Origin of the sequence: Streptomyces sp. NPDC060064 (assembly GCF_042736455.1) — a bacterium.
Classification (GTDB): Bacteria; Actinomycetota; Actinomycetes; order Streptomycetales; family Streptomycetaceae; genus Streptomyces.
The window spans coordinates 1-15,880 of sequence record NZ_JBHWWF010000010.1; the positions used below are offsets into that span (position 1 = coordinate 1).

15 protein-coding genes and 1 pseudogene are annotated in these 15,880 nt (G+C 70.5%); 6 read left to right on the top strand and 10 right to left on the bottom strand.

Annotated elements, in window-relative coordinates:
- Window positions 1–46: 46 nt before the first annotated feature.
- A complete protein-coding gene (locus tag ACFWDI_RS14100; RefSeq protein WP_385303790.1) occupies window positions 47–1,309 on the bottom strand; it encodes an Ig-like domain-containing protein in 1,263 nt (420 codons plus the stop codon).
- Window positions 1,310–1,516: 207 nt separating this feature from the next.
- Window positions 1,517–1,879, bottom strand: a complete 363-nt coding sequence (locus tag ACFWDI_RS14105) for a hypothetical protein (RefSeq protein ID WP_362694062.1) — start codon at window positions 1,877–1,879, stop codon at window positions 1,517–1,519.
- A 108-nt stretch (window positions 1,880–1,987) separates the two neighbouring features.
- On the opposite strand from ACFWDI_RS14105, the gene ACFWDI_RS14110 reads away from it, so the two are divergent.
- A complete protein-coding gene (locus ACFWDI_RS14110) occupies window positions 1,988–2,260 on the top strand; it encodes a hypothetical protein (RefSeq protein ID WP_385303791.1) in 273 nt (90 codons plus the stop codon).
- Window positions 2,261–2,317: 57 nt separating this feature from the next.
- On the opposite strand, the gene hutH is transcribed toward ACFWDI_RS14110, so the two are convergent.
- From hutH to ACFWDI_RS14135, 5 genes are all read right to left on the bottom strand, one after another.
- Complete coding sequence (gene hutH, locus ACFWDI_RS14115) at window positions 2,318–3,859, bottom strand: histidine ammonia-lyase (protein WP_362694120.1); 1,542 nt, start codon at window positions 3,857–3,859, stop codon at window positions 2,318–2,320.
- Between the two features lie 88 nt (window positions 3,860–3,947).
- Window positions 3,948–5,147, bottom strand: a complete 1,200-nt coding sequence (locus ACFWDI_RS14120; protein WP_385303792.1) for a diguanylate cyclase domain-containing protein — start codon at window positions 5,145–5,147, stop codon at window positions 3,948–3,950.
- Between the two features lie 59 nt (window positions 5,148–5,206).
- Complete coding sequence (locus ACFWDI_RS14125; RefSeq protein ID WP_362694071.1) at window positions 5,207–6,007, bottom strand: enoyl-CoA hydratase-related protein; 801 nt, start codon at window positions 6,005–6,007, stop codon at window positions 5,207–5,209.
- 116 nt (window positions 6,008–6,123) lie between these two features.
- Window positions 6,124–7,443: an adenylate/guanylate cyclase domain-containing protein gene (locus ACFWDI_RS14130; protein ID WP_385303793.1), complete on the bottom strand. Its 1,320-nt coding sequence runs from the start codon at window positions 7,441–7,443 to the stop codon at window positions 6,124–6,126.
- A gap of 130 nt (window positions 7,444–7,573) precedes the next feature.
- Window positions 7,574–8,431, bottom strand: coding sequence for a biotin--[acetyl-CoA-carboxylase] ligase (locus ACFWDI_RS14135; RefSeq protein WP_385303794.1), 858 nt, complete (start codon window positions 8,429–8,431; stop codon window positions 7,574–7,576).
- 114 nt (window positions 8,432–8,545) lie between these two features.
- On the opposite strand from ACFWDI_RS14135, the gene ACFWDI_RS14140 reads away from it, so the two are divergent.
- The 4 genes from ACFWDI_RS14140 to ACFWDI_RS14155 all read left to right on the top strand — a co-directional run bounded on the left by ACFWDI_RS14140 (window position 8,546) and on the right by ACFWDI_RS14155 (window position 11,394).
- Window positions 8,546–10,126 carry an acyl-CoA carboxylase subunit beta gene (locus ACFWDI_RS14140; RefSeq protein ID WP_385303796.1) on the top strand — a complete coding sequence of 527 codons (1,581 nt, stop codon included), beginning with the start codon at window positions 8,546–8,548 and terminating at the stop codon, window positions 10,124–10,126.
- A gap of 21 nt (window positions 10,127–10,147) precedes the next feature.
- Window positions 10,148–10,354, top strand: coding sequence for an acyl-CoA carboxylase epsilon subunit (locus ACFWDI_RS14145; RefSeq protein ID WP_327328471.1), 207 nt, complete (start codon window positions 10,148–10,150; stop codon window positions 10,352–10,354).
- A gap of 279 nt (window positions 10,355–10,633) precedes the next feature.
- Entirely contained in the window at window positions 10,634–10,762 is a 129-nt protein-coding gene (gene mmpB / locus ACFWDI_RS14150; protein WP_326652175.1) for a morphogenic membrane protein MmpB, read from the top strand.
- 20 nt (window positions 10,763–10,782) lie between these two features.
- Entirely contained in the window at window positions 10,783–11,394 is a 612-nt protein-coding gene (locus ACFWDI_RS14155; protein WP_385303797.1) for a Maf family protein, read from the top strand.
- A gap of 85 nt (window positions 11,395–11,479) precedes the next feature.
- Here ACFWDI_RS14155 and ACFWDI_RS14160 read toward each other — a convergent pair whose 3' ends face one another.
- The gene (locus ACFWDI_RS14160) at window positions 11,480–11,944 is read right to left on the bottom strand and encodes a hypothetical protein (protein ID WP_385303798.1); all 465 of its coding nucleotides are present in this window, start codon (window positions 11,942–11,944) and stop codon (window positions 11,480–11,482) included.
- 356 nt (window positions 11,945–12,300) lie between these two features.
- Between ACFWDI_RS14160 and ACFWDI_RS14165 the strand changes: the two genes are divergently transcribed.
- Window positions 12,301–14,052, top strand: a complete 1,752-nt coding sequence (locus tag ACFWDI_RS14165) for an acetyl/propionyl/methylcrotonyl-CoA carboxylase subunit alpha (protein ID WP_385303799.1) — start codon at window positions 12,301–12,303, stop codon at window positions 14,050–14,052.
- 65 nt (window positions 14,053–14,117) lie between these two features.
- Here ACFWDI_RS14165 and ACFWDI_RS14170 read toward each other — a convergent pair whose 3' ends face one another.
- Both ACFWDI_RS14170 and ACFWDI_RS14175 read right to left on the bottom strand, forming a co-directional pair.
- On the bottom strand, window positions 14,118–14,477 hold the full coding sequence (locus tag ACFWDI_RS14170) for a hypothetical protein (RefSeq protein WP_385303800.1): 360 nt from the start codon (window positions 14,475–14,477) through the stop codon (window positions 14,118–14,120).
- Between the two features lie 233 nt (window positions 14,478–14,710).
- Window positions 14,711–15,880 (bottom strand): annotated as a pseudogene (locus tag ACFWDI_RS14175) (hypothetical protein); the annotation flags it as partial.

Below are 15,880 nucleotides of genomic sequence, written 5' to 3' on the forward strand. Positions count from 1 at the left end.
CCCCCCCGGGGGGGTGCCGCCGCCCTCATGCGTACGAGGCGGTGGCTCAGGCGGCCGAGCCGGCCTTCCAGTCGTTCCAGCTCAGGTTCCAGCCGTTCAGGCCGTTGTCCGGCTGGATGGTCCGGTCCTTGGAGTTCTTCACGATCACGACGTCGCCGACGATCGTGTTGTCGAACAGCCAGGCGGCGGGCTGGTTCGGGTCACCAGCACCCTTGACGTCGTTCAGACCGACACAGCCGTGGCTGGTGTTGGAGCTGCCGAAGATCGAGTCGGCACCCCAGTAGTTGCCGTGGATGAACGTGCCCGACGTGGACAGCCGCATCGCGTGCGGGACGTCCTTGATGTCGTACTCGCCCTTGCCGTCCTTCTTCTTGAAGCCGACCGTCGAGCCGTCCATCCGGGTCTCCTTGAACTTCTCGGAGATCACCATCTGGCCGTTGTAGGTCGGGTTGTCCGGGCCACCGGCCGAGATCGGGATGGTCTTGATCGTCTTGCCGTCCTGGGTGACCGTCATCGTGTGGGCCGACGCGTCGACGGTCGAGACCTGGTTACGGCCGATCTTGAAGGTGATCGTCTTCTGCTGGACGCCGAAGACTCCCTGGGCGCCCTGGACCCCGTCGAGGTTCAGCTTCAGGGTGACGGTCGAGCCTTCCTGCCAGTACTGGTCGGGGCGGAAGTCCAGCCGCTGCCCGTTGAACCAGTGGCCGACGACCTCCTGGCCGCTGCTCGACGTCACGGTGATCCCGGACTGGACGGCCTTCTTGTCCGTGATCGCCTTGTTGAAGTTGATCGAGATCGGCATACCGACGCCGACGGTGGAACCGTCCTCGGGCGTGAAGTTGCCGATGAAGCTGTTGGCCGGCGAGACGGTGGTGAAGGAGGAGTTCTCGTGGGCCTCCTGGCCCTTGGAGTCCTTCGCCGTGGCCGAGATCTTGTACGTGGTGGAGCGCTCGAGCTGCGCGTCCGGCTTCCAGCTCTTGCCGTCGGCGGCGAGGGTGCCCTTGACGCTCGCACCGTCCGCCGTGGCCATGGTGACCTCAGTGAGGGTGCCGTCGCTGACGGTCACCTTGGCGTCATTGTTGATGCCCGCGTTGGTCGCGCCGTTCTTCGGCGAGATGGCTATTCGGGCCTTCGACGCTTCCTTGGCTGCCGCCTCGTCGACCTGGGCCTGCGATTTCTTCGAGCCGTCGGCGCCGCCCTTGTCCCCGTCGCCACTGCAGGCCGACAGCACCAGCACGCCGCCGAGCACTGCGGACGCGGCTATGAGGCCTTTGCGCCGCTTGCTGTCCGTCATCACACGCTTCTCCATCGTCGCCGATTCCCCTGACCCACAACTTGGACAACACCCATTTCGGGCTGCCCGGTTCCACATCCGAAGAGGATGTGGGGAACACCACTCACAGATATTCATCGACGCCCCCACAGCTCCGGCGGTTGCACCGCGACACGAAAACGGCCGGGCCCCGGTTCACCGTCGCGGCACCCCGGGGCCCGGAGCCCGTCCCCTACACACGCGCTACGGCCGCCCGGCGTCACCGTCGTCCGACTCGTCATCGTCGTCGTACTCTCCATCTTCCTCGTCCGGGTCCCAGTCCTCCGCATCGGGGTCGTACTCGATCTGCTCACTGCTCCACGAAGCCTGGGCGAGCTCCACCCCTGGCACATCGCTGACCAGGTCGAAGGGGTCCACGAGATAGGCGATGGCCTCGGCCTCGTCCTCGCGTACCGCCGACTTGGCGTGTGCGCGCTCCTCGTCCGGCATAAACGTGTCCGCCGCGATGCGTTCGAGGGCGCCGCCGGTCAGCGCCGCGGAGTCCTCGATCTCCAGCACCAATTCCACCCGCAGCCGCACATACCGTGATGTCTCAGAAGTGGTCATACGACGGAGCGTAGAGCTCCCGCCCTCGCGGCTTTCCCACGACCCGCTGCTTTCACTAGCATCAGCGCACCCGGCCAATTCGAGGATGCCTCAAGGGGGATCGAGTCCGTGTCCGTCGCACGTCGACCGCTTCTTACCACCACTGCCGCAGGGACTCTGCTGTGTGCGCTGTGGTTCGTTCCCTCGGCGAATGCCACTGTCGAGCGGGAAGCGGTGCAGAGACACCAGACCGGCGCGAGTGCGTCGGCACAGGAGCTGACCCTGGCCGCCACGGGCACCGTGGACACCACCCCGTATCTCGTCGGCGGCGCTGCCTTCCTGGGCATCGGCGCGGGCTTGGTGACGTACTCCGTGCGCCGGCGCGGGGCCCTGTACATGTGACGGGACGGGCCGCCCCGCGGTGTGCGGAGCGGCCCGTCCCTGCGTGCTGCTGAGCTGCTAGGCCAGCGGACCCGTCACAGGCTCCACGGCCGCGACGAGCTTTCCGTCCCGTACGAACGCGTCGGCGGCCTCCAGGTCGGGCGCGAGGAAGCGGTCGGGACCGGGGCCCTCGACACCTGCCGCGCGCAGTGCCGCGATGGCGGCCTGCGAGGCGGGCGCGGGGGTCAGCCCGCGCCGCAGCTCGATGGCGCGGGTCGCGGCGTAGAGCTCGACGGCGAGGATCCGGCTCAGATTGCCGACGGTGGTGCGCAGCTTGCGCGCGGCCGACCAGCCCATGGAGACGTGGTCCTCCTGCATCGCCGACGACGGGATGGAGTCGGCGGATGCCGGGACGGCGAGCCGCTTCATCTCGCTGACCAGGGCGGCCTGCGTGTACTGGGCGATCATCAGGCCCGAGTCCACGCCGGCGTCGTCGGCGAGGAACGGCGGCAGACCGTGCGAGCGGTTCTTGTCGAGGAGCCGGTCGGTGCGGCGCTCGGCGATGGAGCCGAGGTCGGCGGCGACGATGGCGAGGAAGTCGAGGACATACGCGACCGGGGCGCCGTGGAAGTTGCCGTTGGACTCCACACGGCCGTCGGGCAGCACGATCGGGTTGTCGACGGCCGAGGCGAGCTCGCGGTCGGCGACCAGACGGGCGTGCGCGAGGGTGTCCCGCCCGGCGCCGGCGACCTGCGGCGCGCAGCGCACGGAGTACGCGTCCTGGACCCGGGGCGCTTCCTCCTCCTGGAAGTGCCCGGTGAGCCCGGAGTCCTTGAGCACGGCACTCATATTGGCGGCGGAGACGCCCTGGCCCGGGTGCGGGCGGATGGCGTGCAGCTCGGGGGCGAGCACCTTGTCCGTGCCGAGCAGCGCCTCGAGGCTGAGGGCGGCGGTGATGTCGGCGGTGGTGTAGAGGCGCTGGAGGTCGGCGAGGGCCATGACCAGCATGCCGAGCATGCCGTCGGTGCCGTTCAGGAGGGCCAGACCCTCCTTCTCGCGGAGCTCGACGGGTGTGATGCCGTGCTCGGCGAGCAGCTCGCCGGCGGGCCGCACCTGGCCGTCGGGGCCCTCGGCGTCACCCTCGCCCATCAGCGTCAGCGCGCAGTGCGAGAGGGGGGCGAGGTCGCCGGAGCAGCCGAGCGATCCGTACTCGTGGACGACGGGCGTGATGCCGGCGTTCAGTACGTCCACCATGGTCTGGGCGACCTCGGGACGTACGCCGGTGTAGCCGGAGGCCACGGTCTTCAGACGGAGGAACATCAGCGCGCGGACGACCTCGCGCTCGACGCGCGGGCCCATGCCTGCGGCGTGCGAGCGGACGATGTTGCGCTGCAGCTGGGCGCGGAGGTCGGGGCTGATGTGACGGCTGGCGAGCGCGCCGAACCCGGTGGAGACCCCGTAGACCGGCTCGGGCTTGGCGGCGAGCGCGTCCACGATCCCGCGGGCGGTGGCGAGGGCGGCGACGGCCTCCGCGGAGAGCTCGATGCGGGCGCCCTCGCGGGCCACGGCGATGACGTCTTCGGCGGTGGTACCGGACGTCCCCACCACGACTGTTTGCATATCCATATTCAGGAGCGTACGGACTGAATCGCAACCTGTCACTAGGGGCGAGCCGGATGACCCCTTACTGCAATCCGACACCCGGTAGTCAGGGCTCGCTCCAGGGCTCCGCTGCGTCCTCGGGTCGTACGCCACGGAAGCGGCGGCGCTCGTGCGGCGAACGCGGCGGGGCGTCCGCCAGGCGCATCACAGTGCCGTCGCGGCCGGCAACCACCGGCTTCGGGGAGAGGGCCGCCTTCGCGCGGTACTGGGCCGCGTCCGCCAGCCGGAACAGCCGGCGGGCCGAGCGGACCTGGCCGATCGGGTCACCGGTCGAGGCCACACCGCAGGCCACACCCTCACCGAGCTCCAACTCCCCCGCCCGTACGCAGAGTTCGTCAGCCACCCGGACCACCTCGTCCGCCACCGGGCCGACCGCGACCAGACAGAATTCGTCACCACCGAGCCGTGCCGCCAGCGCGCCCGGCAGCATCGCCCCGCAGAGCGAGAGGACCGAGCCGAAACGCTCGAGCAGCCGGTCGCCGACGGCGTGGCCGTGGGTGTCGTTCACGCGCTTGAGGCCGTTGAGGTCGCAGACCACCAGGCTGACGACCGAGCCGTCCGTGCGGTGTCGTTCGACCGCCTCTTCGAGCCTTATGTCGACGGCGCGGCGGTTGGCGAGACCGGTCAGCGGGTCCGTGAAGGCGAGCCTGCGGACCTCCTCGAGCCGCTCGTTCTGAGCGATGCCCGAGGCCACGACGGAGGCGACGACGGTCGCGAAGTCCGCGTCGTCGCGGTCGAACACCGGCGCGCCCGGTGGCCTGGCCACATACAGTTCGCCCCAGGCCCGGCCGTGCAGCACGATCGGCGCGACAACACAGCAGCCGCGGCCGCGCCGCCGCAGGGACGCGACCCTCCCCCACAGGACTTCGTCGGCCGGAGGTGCCCCCTGATGGCAGTAGCCGTTCGCGGCCGACGGCGGTCCTTCCGCCGTCGCCACCCAGGCGTCGGGCTCACCGCCGCCCGCCCACTGCTCGTGCAGAAACTCGGTGATCTCCGGGAAGCGATTGACGGGGTACGTCTCGGATTCGGGGAACTCCTCCTCCCCTGCGGCCCGTTCGCCGGCGTTCACGAGCACCTTGAGCCGGCCGAGCTCGCGCTCCCACACCGACAGGGCGGCGAAGGAGCCGGCCAGCGCCTGACACGCGCCGAGCGCGGCCGCGCGCCAGAACTCGCGCGGTGTGTGCGCGGCCGCCATTGCCTGCGCCAGCGCCACCACGGCCCGCAACCGTCGATCCTCAGCCATCATCCCAGCTTAGGGAGGTTCGAGACGGTTTGATCAGTCGGAGTGGGCCGTTGACGGAACAGTCACTCGCCGGGCCACTGCGGCTTCCGCTTCTCGTTGAAGGCCGCGACGCCCTCCGCCCGGTCCCCGGAGAAGGCCACGGACCGCCAGGCCGCGTCCTCCACCTCCAGACCGGCCCGCAGATCGAGCCCATGCCCGAGCCGCATCGCGCGCTTCGCGGCGCGCAGCCCGACGGGAGAGTTCGCGGCGATCCGCCCCGCGAGCGCGAGCGCCTCGGTCCTGGCGTCGTCCGCCAGCTGGTCGACGAGCCCCAACTCCCGCGCCTCGGCCGCCTCCACGCGCCGCGCGGTGAACACGAGCTCGGCGGCGCGCGCGGCACCGACGCGGCGCGGCAGCAGCTGGGTCCCGCCGCCGCCGGGGATGACGCCGACGGACACCTCCGGCAGCCCCACCACGGCGGTGGCGTCGGCAACGATCACATCGCAGGCGAGCGCCAGCTCGTACCCGCCACCGAGGGCGAAGCCGTGCACGGCGGCGACGGTGGGCATCGGCAGCTCGAGAACCCCGGTGTACGCGGCCCGGGAGGTGGGCCGCTGCCGCACCAACTCGGCGTCGGAGAAGGAGTTCCGCTCCTTGAGATCGGCGCCGACGCAGAAGGCGCGCTCGTGGGTGGAGGTGAGCACGGTGACGCGTACGTCCGCCTCGGCGGCGAGGGCGTCACAGGCGGCGGCGATGGACCGGGCCATCTCGCTGGAGACGGCGTTCATGGCCTTGGGCCGATCGAGCACGAGCTCCGCGACGTGCGCTTGCTCGTGCCTGCGCACGACGACGAATTCCCCGAACCGCTGCTCGGACTCGGACATGACGGCACCCTCCCGGTTAACGACGGTTCACCGGATCATAGGCGCGCACCGCGTCGGGGGTCTCCCCACCGGGTGATCCCCACGAACGGGGGGTGGGGGCGCCCCGGCCCCACGACTCAGGAGTTCGTCCGCCGTGACAGCAGCCACGGCTCCACCACGCCCAGGCCTCGCACCGGGCGTTGCCACATCGGCTGGAGGGCGAAGCGGTACGAGGGGGGTTCCTCGCCCTCCTTCTCCGCCGCTGCCGCCTCCGCCGCCGCCTCCGCCTCGGAGGCCGGCGCGTCTCCGGTGCGTACCAGCTCCTCCGCGAACGCCCCGTCCACCAGCACCGCGTCCTTCGGCGCTATCGAGGTCAGCCGGCTGGCCAGGTTCACCGTCGTGCCGAACACATCGCCCATCCGCGTGGTGACCGTGCCAAAAGCGATGCCGACGCGCAGCGCCGGCATCGTCTCGTCGTGCGTCATCGTTTCGATGAGGCGCAGCGCGATCTCCGCCGCCGTACCCGCGTCGTCCGCCGCGTAGAGCACCTCGTCGCCGAGGGTCTTGATCAGCCGGCCGCCGTGCGCGGCGACCAGGTCGGCAGAGGTGGTTTCGAACGCCTCGACCAGCTCGCCCAGTTCCTCTTCCTCCAGCCGCCGCGTCAGCCGGGTGAAGCCGACCAGGTCCGCGAAGCCGACCGCCAGCCGGCGGTCGACCATCTCCTCGTCGTCCGCGGCCTGGACCACGCGCCCGGTGGCCGCGGCGAGCTGCCGCCGCCACACGTACACCAGGAATTCCTCCAGCTCGGGCAGCAGCAGCTCGACCAGCGGATATGTGACCTCAGTACGGGTCATGCCCGGCTCGGGCGGCTCGGTGAGGCCCTCCAGGAAAGAATCGATCTGCCATTCCGCCAGCCGGGCGGTGGTCTGGCCGGTCGAGCGGGCCACCTGGACCGCCATCGGCTCGCTCAGCAGGCCCGCCTCGACCAGACCGGCGAGCCGCCGCAGGGCCAGTACGTCCGCCTCGGTCAGCGCCTTCGCCTGCCCGATGTCGGCGAAGCCCATGGCCCGCCAGAAGCGGGAGGCGAGCTCCATCGAGACACCTGCGGTACGAGCCGCCTGGAAGGGCGTGTAGCGCCGGTCGGCGCCGAGGATCAGCTGCTCCAGACGGATGGCGAGAGGGTCGTCCGTCGGCTCCGCGGTGTGATCGACCTCGTGGTGCGGAGTCGGATGCACCGAGGAGGACGAAGCGGCCGGCCCTGAAGACCCGGAAGACCCGGACGAGTCGGCAGACTCGGAGGGCCCGGCCGATCCGTTGGACGACTCCGCGGACGAGGAATCCGCGGACGAAGAACCGGGCGAGGAGCCGGACGGAGAACCGGACGAACCGGACGCGCCGGACGAGGAGTCCGACGGGGGCTGCGCGCCCGCGCCGGAAGTGGTGTCGTCGACTGTCACCAGCCGCCTCCTGCCCGTTCCCTGCGGCACTGCCCTGCCGATCTGTCGCTCGATCGCCTCAACGATACGACAGGTGTGCCCTAGCTCACGTCCCGGTCCGCGATCGGGACTCACCCGGGTTCGCCCCGGATCAGTCGGCCGCCCGCAGGTGCACGATGTCACCCGCACTGATCGACTGCCGCCCGCCACCCTCCGTGGTCAGCACCAGCCGGCCGTCACCGTCGAGCGCGACCGCCTCGCCGGTGACCGACCGGTCACCCGGCAGCTCGGCCCGTACGGTGCGCCCCAGCGTCGCGCAGCCCTCCGTGTACGCCGCCTGGAGCCCGGAGCGGGCCGGGTCGCCACCCGCCGCGCGCCAGTCGCCGTACCACTGCTCCAGCGAGCGCAGCAGGGCCCGCAGCAGCGGGTCGCGGTCGGTGGAGATCGCGTCCGCCAGGGCGAGCGACCCCGCTGTCGGCACCGGGAGCTCGTCCGCTCGCAGCGTCACATTGAGGCCGATGCCGACCACCACGGCGTCGTCGCCAGCACGCTCCGCGAGGATCCCGCCGGTCTTGCGCTCCTCGCCGCCGACCTTTACCAGCAGGTCGTTAGGCCATTTGAGCGACATGTCGACTCCGGCGGCCCGGGCGAGGCCGGTCGCCGAGGCGACTCCGGCGAGCAGCGGCAGCCACCCCCAGCGCTCCACCGGCACCTCCGGTCCGGGCCGCAGCAGTACGGAGAAGAACAGCCCGGAGCGGGCCGGCGACGTCCAGGACCGGTCGAGCCGCCCGCGGCCCGCCGTCTGCTCCTCGGCGACCAGCACCGCCCCCTCCTCCAGGGACGCGGCCCGTGCCGCCAGGTCGGAATTGGTGGAGCCGGTCTCGGGCACGATGTCGAGCGAGGTCCACAGCCCGCCCGGTACCAGGAGGGCGCGGCGCAGCGCGGGGACGTTCAGCGGGGGCCGGTCGAGGTCGGACCAGCGGCTCTCGGGCGCATTCTGAGGCGTCATGCAAGCCAGGTTAGGTGTGGCAAACGCCGCACTGCCGAGCGCCATGCGCGCCGATACGCTACGTGTCAGTAGCCATTCCGGTTGACGTTGACCAGGACAGGGAGCCGCATCCCGATGTCGGAGTCCGAGATTGACATCCACACCACCGCGGGAAAGCTCGCGGATCTGCAGCGCCGCATAGACGAGGCGACGCATGCGGGCTCCGCGCGCGCGGTGGAAAAGCAGCACGCGAAGGGCAAGTTGACGGCCCGTGAGCGGGTTGATCTGCTGCTGGACGAGGGATCGTTCGTAGAGCTCGACGAGTTCGCCCGGCACCGCTCCACGAACTTCGGCCTTGAGCAGACCCGCCCGTACGGCGACGGCGTGGTCACCGGCTACGGCACGGTCGACGGCCGTCCGGTCGCCGTCTTCTCGCAGGACTTCACGGTCTTCGGCGGCGCGCTCGGCGAGGTCTACGGCCAGAAGATCATCAAGGTCATGGACTTCGCTCTGAAGACCGGCTGCCCGGTCATCGGCATCAACGACTCCGGCGGCGCCCGTATCCAGGAGGGCGTCAGCGCACTGGGCATGTACGGCGAGATCTTCCGCCGCAACACCCACGCCTCCGGCGTGATCCCGCAGATCTCGCTGGTCGTCGGACCGTGCGCGGGCGGAGCCGTCTACTCCCCGGCCATCACCGACTTCACGGTGATGGTCGACCAGACCTCCCACATGTTCATCACCGGACCCGACGTCATCAAGACGGTCACCGGTGAGGACGTCGGCTTCGAGGAACTGGGCGGAGCCCGTACGCACAACACCACCTCGGGCGTCGCGCACCACATGGCGGGTGACGAGAAGGACGCCATCGAGTACGTCAAGTCGCTGCTGTCGTACCTGCCGTCCAACAACCTCTCCGAGCCGCCGGCCTTCCCCGACGAGGCCGACCTGGAGACGAACGACGAGGACCGCGAGCTCGACACCCTCATCCCGGACTCCGCGAACCAGCCGTACGACATGCACACGGTCATCGAGCATGTGCTGGACGACGGGGAGTTCCTGGAGACGCAGGCGATGTTCGCGCCGAACATCATCACCGGCTTCGGACGGGTGGAGGGCCTCCCGGTCGGCATCGTCGCCAACCAGCCGATGCAGTTCGCCGGCTGCCTCGACATCAACGCCTCCGAGAAGGCCGCGCGCTTCGTCCGCACCTGTGACGCCTTCAACGTCCCGGTGATCACGTTCGTGGACGTGCCCGGCTTCCTGCCCGGCGTGGACCAGGAGTACGGCGGCATCATCCGGCGCGGCGCGAAGCTGATCTACGCCTACGCGGAGGCGACGGTCCCGCTGATCACGGTGATCACGCGGAAGGCCTTCGGCGGCGCGTACGACGTCATGGGCTCCAAGCACCTGGGCGCCGACCTGAATGTGGCGTGGCCGACCTCGCAGATCGCGGTGATGGGCGCGCAGGGCGCGGTGAACATCCTGCACCGCCGCACCATCGCGGCCGCCGATGACCAGGAGGCGACCCGGGCGCAGCTGATCCAGGAGTACGAGGACACGCTGCTCAACCCGTACACGGCGGCCGAGCGCGGCTACATCGACGCGGTGATCATGCCGTCGGAGACGCGGGCGCAGGTCGTGAAGGGCCTGCGTCAGCTGCGTACGAAGCGGGAAAACCTGCCTCCGAAGAAGCACGGCAACATCCCCCTCTAGCCCCCAGGAAGGGACTTGACGATGATCAAGGTCGTACGAGGAAACCCGACCCCGGAGGAGCTGGCCGCCGCACTGGCGGTGGTTCAGGCGCGCGCCGCGGCGACGGTCTCCGCCGCGGACGGGGCACCGCTGCTGCCGGAGCAGTGGTCGGACCCGGCGCGCATCGGGCGGAGCCGGAGGCCGCAGCCGGGGCCGCGGGCCTGGGCGCGCACATACTGGCCGGTGTAGGCCGAGCACCTGGGGCGCCGCCCCGGACGCCGCGCCCCAGTCGCCGGCGAGGCTTGTTCCGGGGGCTCGGGTCCAGTCACAGGACCCGAGCCCCTCGGCCGTGGCGTACGGAGCCCTGCTCGACGGACGCGCCGTCGGCCGTAGCGGCCCAATGGAACAGCAGGCCCGTTTACCGGGCTCCGGGCCGGGGGTCGGCACCTGGAATTAGCCCGTTGTCACCCCGGTGGTTGAGTACTCGTACTCAGGCGCCGCCCGGGCCCCGGGAGCAGGATCGACTGCATGCTGTGGTCCGACCCGGAGAACGAACCCCCCGAAGAACTGCGCGAGATGCAGGCCATGATGCGCCGCGTGGGCTTTGTGCTGGCACTGGCCATGGTGCTTGCGATGTTCGTGGTCGGTCTCCACTGATCGCCGCCTACGATGACCCCATGACCGATCAGCGTCGCCGTCTCGTCCTCGCCTCCGCCTCCCCTGCCCGCCTCAATCTGCTGCGCCAGGCCGGACTCGCCCCCGAGGTGATCGTCAGCGGTGTCGACGAGGACGCCGTATCCGCGCCCACCCCGGCCGAGCTTGCGCTGGCACTCGCGGAGGCCAAGGCATCCGTCGTGGCGGCCCAGGCCGATGTGGTCAGAAGCAGGGCGCTCGTCATCGGCTGCGACTCCGTACTCGATCTCGACGGCCAGGCGTTCGGCAAGCCCGCCGACGCGGAGGAGGCCATCACCCGCTGGAAGTCGATGCGCGGCCGCGTGGGCACCCTGCAGACCGGGCACTGCGTCTACGACACCGCCACCGGCCACCACGCCTCGGGGACCGCGTCCACCGTCGTGCGCTTCGGCCGCCCGACCGACGCCGAGATCGCCAGCTACGTCGCCAGCGGCGAACCGCTCCGGGTGGCGGGTGCCTTCACCCTGGACGGCCGCTCGGCCCCCTTCATCGAGGGCATCGACGGCGACCACGGCAATGTCATCGGACTTTCGCTGCCGCTGCTGCGGAAGCTGCTGGGCGAGCTCGGCCACTCCATCACCGACCTGTGGACATGAGACTCGGTCACGTCCGCTGAACCGGCCCTGGCCGACACGGCGTTGGCGAGCGGGGGACACGGCCCGGGCCAGGACGGCGTCGCCCTCAGGCCGGCGCAGGACCGTTCGTGGGCGCCGCGCCGTTCGTCGGCGCCGGGGCGTCCTCCACCGGCGCCTGCTCCCGCCTGCCGTACGCCACCAGTGTCAGCACGATCAGCCCCAGCACGACCATCATGAACGCGAACGCGTCCCAGCCCACCAGGCCCACCGTCAGCGCGCCCAGCACCCCGTGCATGATCGCGCAGCTGATCAGCAGGATCCGGCCGAAGCGCCCCGGTGCCCGGTTCCGCAGACCGGTGAGCAGCAGGACGACACCGCACGCCGCCAGGAACAGACCGAAGACGCCGCCCATCACCCAGGTCCCGGTGACCATCGCATCCGGGTCCAGGTCGGCGAGCGACATGTCCTGCTTGTCGACGAAGGTGGCAAGGATGCCGTTGATCAGCACGATGCCGACGGCCTCCACCAGCAGAACAATCGCGGCCACGACGGCCACCGGTCTGCGCGCCACGGCGCCCCCAACCCTCAGTTACCGGAAGTACGTACGACATCGCGAACGCTACTAACGGGTAAACCGTGGGACAAGGGTCTCGGCACGCTGGGTCTCACAGCAAAGAATCATTCGGCCATTCGTAGGGACTCGACAAAGAAACGCCATACGGCGCTGACCGCTCGAACAGAGACCTGTGCCACACCACAGGGCTACTGTGCGAGGGAGGAACCCGTCGTACCGTGGTGCGACAAGGGATTTCGCGACTTGCGCGAGCCTCGAATCACGCTCCGTGTGGGCAAGCTCACCATTGGGGACGGGTCGAAAGGCCGTGTCGGTAGTCCCTAAACTCAGCTTGTTTCAAGGAGGGAGCCATCGTGCGCAAGGTGCTCATCGCCAACCGTGGCGAAATCGCTGTCCGCGTTGCCCGGGCCTGCCGGGACGCCGGGATCGCGAGCGTAGCCGTCTACGCCGATCCGGACCGGGACGCTCTGCATGTCCGCGCGGCCGACGAAGCGTTCGCCCTGGGCGGTGACACCCCGGCCGCCAGTTATCTGGACATGGCCAAGGTGCTGCAGGCCGCGAAGGATGCGGAGGCGGATGCCATCCACCCCGGGTACGGCTTCCTCTCGGAGAATGCCGAGTTCGCCCAGGCCGTGCTGGATGCGGGTCTGACCTGGATCGGGCCGCCGCCGCAGGCGATCCGTGATCTGGGTGACAAGGTCGCTGCCCGGCACATTGCCCAGCGTGCCGGTGCGCCGCTGGTCGCCGGTACGCCCGATCCGGTGAGCGGTGCCGACGAGGTCGTCGCGTTCGCCGAGGAGCACGGGCTGCCGATCGCGATCAAGGCCGCGTTCGGCGGTGGCGGCCGTGGTCTGAAGGTCGCCCGCACTCTGGAGGAGGTTCCGGAGCTGTACGACTCGGCGGTGCGTGAGGCCGTTGCCGCGTTCGGCCGCGGCGAGTGCTTCGTCGAGCGGTACCTGGACAAGCCGCGGCATGTGGAGACCCAGTGCCTGGCCGACAGCCACGGCAATGTCGTCGTCGTCTCCACGCGTGACTGCTCGCTGCAGCGCCGCCACCAGAAGCTGGTGGAGGAGGCCCCGGCGCCGTTCCTGAGCAAGGAGCAGAACGCGGAGCTGTACGCCGCGTCCAAGGCGATCCTCAAGGAGGCCGGTTACGTCGGCGCCGGCACCGTCGAGTTCCTCGTCGGCACCGACGGCACCATCTCCTTCCTCGAGGTCAACACGCGTCTGCAGGTGGAGCACCCGGTCACCGAAGAGGTCACCGGTATCGACCTGGTCCGCGAGATGTTCCGCATCGCCGACGGCGAGGAGCTCGGTTACGGCGACCCGGCCGTGCGCGGCCACTCCTTCGAGTTCCGCATCAACGGCGAGGACCCGGGCCGCGGCTTCCTGCCCGCCCCGGGCACGGTCACCACGTTCGCGCCGCCGACCGGCCCCGGTGTCCGTCTGGACGCGGGTGTCGAGTCCGGCAGCGTCATCGGCCCGGCCTGGGACTCCCTGCTGGCCAAACTCATCATCACCGGCGCCACCCGCGAACAGGCACTGCAGCGCGCCGCGCGGGCCCTGGAGGAGTTCACCGTCGAGGGCATGGCCACCGCCATCCCCTTCCACCGCGCGGTCGTCACCGACCCGGCCTTCACCGCCGACCCGTTCACGATCCACACCCGCTGGATCGAGACCGAATTCGTCAATGACATCAAGCCCTTCGCCGTGCCTTCGGACGCGGACGAGGACGAGGCCGGTCGCGAGACGATCGTCGTCGAGGTCGGCGGCAAGCGCCTCGAGGTCTCGCTGCCGTCCTCGCTGGGCATGACGCTGGCCAGGACCGGTCTGGCCGCGGGCGCCAAGCCCAAGCGGCGCGCCGCGAAGAAGTCGGGCCCGGCGGCCTCCGGCGACACTCTCTCCTCCCCGATGCAGGGCACGATCGTCAAGGTCGCGGTCGAGGAGGGCCAGGAGGTCACGGAGGGCGACCTCGTCGTCGTACTCGAGGCGATGAAGATGGAGCAGCCGCTGAACGCGCACCGCTCCGGCACCATCAAGGGCCTCTCGGCCGTGGTCGGCGCCTCGCTGACCTCCGGCGCGACGATCTGCGAGATCAAGGACTGACGTCCGGCCGTATGTGTACGTGTGGGGCCTGCCCGAGTGTCAACGGGCAGGCCCCACACGTGTGTTCAGGTGCTGTCGGCGGCTGTCCGCGACACCAGGAGCAGGACGAACGCGACCGCCATGAAGGCCACTGCCGCCAGCAGGTCGGCGGAGAAGCCCTCCACCATCGCGTCCGGCCTTGAGCCGCCCGCGCCGGGTGCCGCGCTTCCGTACACCGTGACCAGCGCGGAGAAACCGAGCGCGCCGCCGACCTGCTGCATGGTCTGCATCAGACCGGAGGCAGCGCCCGCCTGATCGGGACGGATGCCGGTGAGGATGAGGACGCTGAGCGGCATGAAGACCAGTCCGACGCCGAAGCCGTTGACCACGAGCGGAACGAAGAGCGTCGTCCAGTAGCCGCCGCCGGTGGAGAGCGTGGCTGCCACAGCACACCGGTGGGGAGCGTGGACTGCCACAGCACGCCGGCGACCGCGGGGGCGAGCCCGGTCCCTGCGACCTTCTTCAGGCCGTGGCGGGCGAGCAGCTTTCCGGCGGACGTGGACGCGGCGAAGATGCCCACAGCGATCGGCGTGAGGCGAGCCCGGCGCGCAGCGGACTGTAGTCGCGGAGGAACTGGAAATGTACCTACCTTCAACCTTGCACTACTTCCCATGGATCCTCAGGTCCCAGTCTCCAGAAAGCCAAGATCCAGGGGATGTTTCACATGGTGACCACCACCGTGGTCATGGTTTCCACCCGATCCTGTAGGTCCTACCGAACCTGTCGCGCCGTCGGGACCTGTCGCACCGTCCGGACCCGTGGCGCCGGTGGGACCCGTCGTGCCGGTGAGACCTGTCGCACCGTCAGGACCCGTCGCGCCCGTGGCGCCGTCCGAACCTGTCGCGCCGGTGGGACCCGTCGCTCCCGTGGCGCCGTCGAGACCCGTCGCGCCGGTGGGACCAGTGGCGCCCGTCGCACCGTCCGAACCCGTCGCGCCCGTCGCACCGTCCGAACCCGTCGCGCCCGTCGCACCCGTCGTGCCAGTGACTCCTGTCGCGCCGGTGGGACCAGTGGCGCCCGTCGCACCGTCGAGACCTGTCGCACCCGTCGCACCGTCCGGACCCGTCGCACCCGTCGCGCCCGTCGTGCCGGTGGGACCCGTCGCGCCGGTGGGACCAGTGGCGCCCGTCGCACCGTCCGGACCCGTCGCGCCCGTCGCACCGTCCGAACCTGTCGCGCCCGTCGCGCCCGTCGTGCCGGTGGGACCCGTCGCTCCTGTCGCACCGTCGAGACCTGTCGCACCCGTCGCACCGTCCGGACCCGTGGCTCCCGTGGCACCTGTCGCGCCGTCGAGACCCGTCGCACCGGTGGGACCAGTGGCGCCCGTCGCACCGTCCGAACCCGTCGCACCCGTCGCACCGTCCGGACCCGTCGCACCCGTCGCACCGTCCGAACCTGTCGCACCCGTCGCACCGTCCGAACCCGTCGCGCCCGTCGCACCCGTCGTGCCAGTGACTCCTGTCGCACCGTCGAGACCTGTCGCGCCGGTGGGACCAGTGGCGCCCGTCGCACCGTCGAGACCTGTCGCGCCGGTGGGACCCGTCGCACCCGTCGCACCGTCGAGACCCGTCGCGCCGTCAGGGCCCGTCGTGCCGGTGGGACCAGTGGCGCCCGTCGTGCCGGTGACTCCTGTCGCGCCCGTCGCACCGTCCGGACCCGTCGTGCCGGTGGGACCCGTCGCTCCTGTCGCACCGTCCGGACCTGTTGCTCCCGTGGCGCCGTCGGAACCTGTTGCTCCCGTCGCACCGTCCGAACCTGTCGCGCCCGTCGTGCCAGTGACTCCTGTCGC

Bases quoted from the DNA above. Each gene is read 5' to 3' on its own strand.
- ACFWDI_RS14155 (WP_385303797.1), top strand. From the start codon at position 10,783: ATGACCGATCAGCGTCGCCGTCTCGTCCTCGCCTCCGCCTCCCCTGCC.
- ACFWDI_RS14135 (WP_385303794.1), bottom strand. From the start codon at position 8,431: ATGACGCCTCAGAATGCGCCCGAGAGCCGCTGGTCCGACCTCGACCGG.
- ACFWDI_RS14100 (WP_385303790.1), bottom strand. From the start codon at position 1,309: ATGGAGAAGCGTGTGATGACGGACAGCAAGCGGCGCAAAGGCCTCATA.
- ACFWDI_RS14120 (WP_385303792.1), bottom strand. From the start codon at position 5,147: ATGATGGCTGAGGATCGACGGTTGCGGGCCGTGGTGGCGCTGGCGCAG.
- ACFWDI_RS14140 (WP_385303796.1), top strand. From the start codon at position 8,546: ATGTCGGAGTCCGAGATTGACATCCACACCACCGCGGGAAAGCTCGCG.
- ACFWDI_RS14145 (WP_327328471.1), top strand. From the start codon at position 10,148: ATGATCAAGGTCGTACGAGGAAACCCGACCCCGGAGGAGCTGGCCGCC.
- hutH (WP_362694120.1), bottom strand. From the start codon at position 3,859: ATGCAAACAGTCGTGGTGGGGACGTCCGGTACCACCGCCGAAGACGTC.
- ACFWDI_RS14125 (WP_362694071.1), bottom strand. From the start codon at position 6,007: ATGTCCGAGTCCGAGCAGCGGTTCGGGGAATTCGTCGTCGTGCGCAGG.
- ACFWDI_RS14105 (WP_362694062.1), bottom strand. From the start codon at position 1,879: ATGACCACTTCTGAGACATCACGGTATGTGCGGCTGCGGGTGGAATTG.
- mmpB (WP_326652175.1), top strand. From the start codon at position 10,634: ATGCTGTGGTCCGACCCGGAGAACGAACCCCCCGAAGAACTGCGCGAG.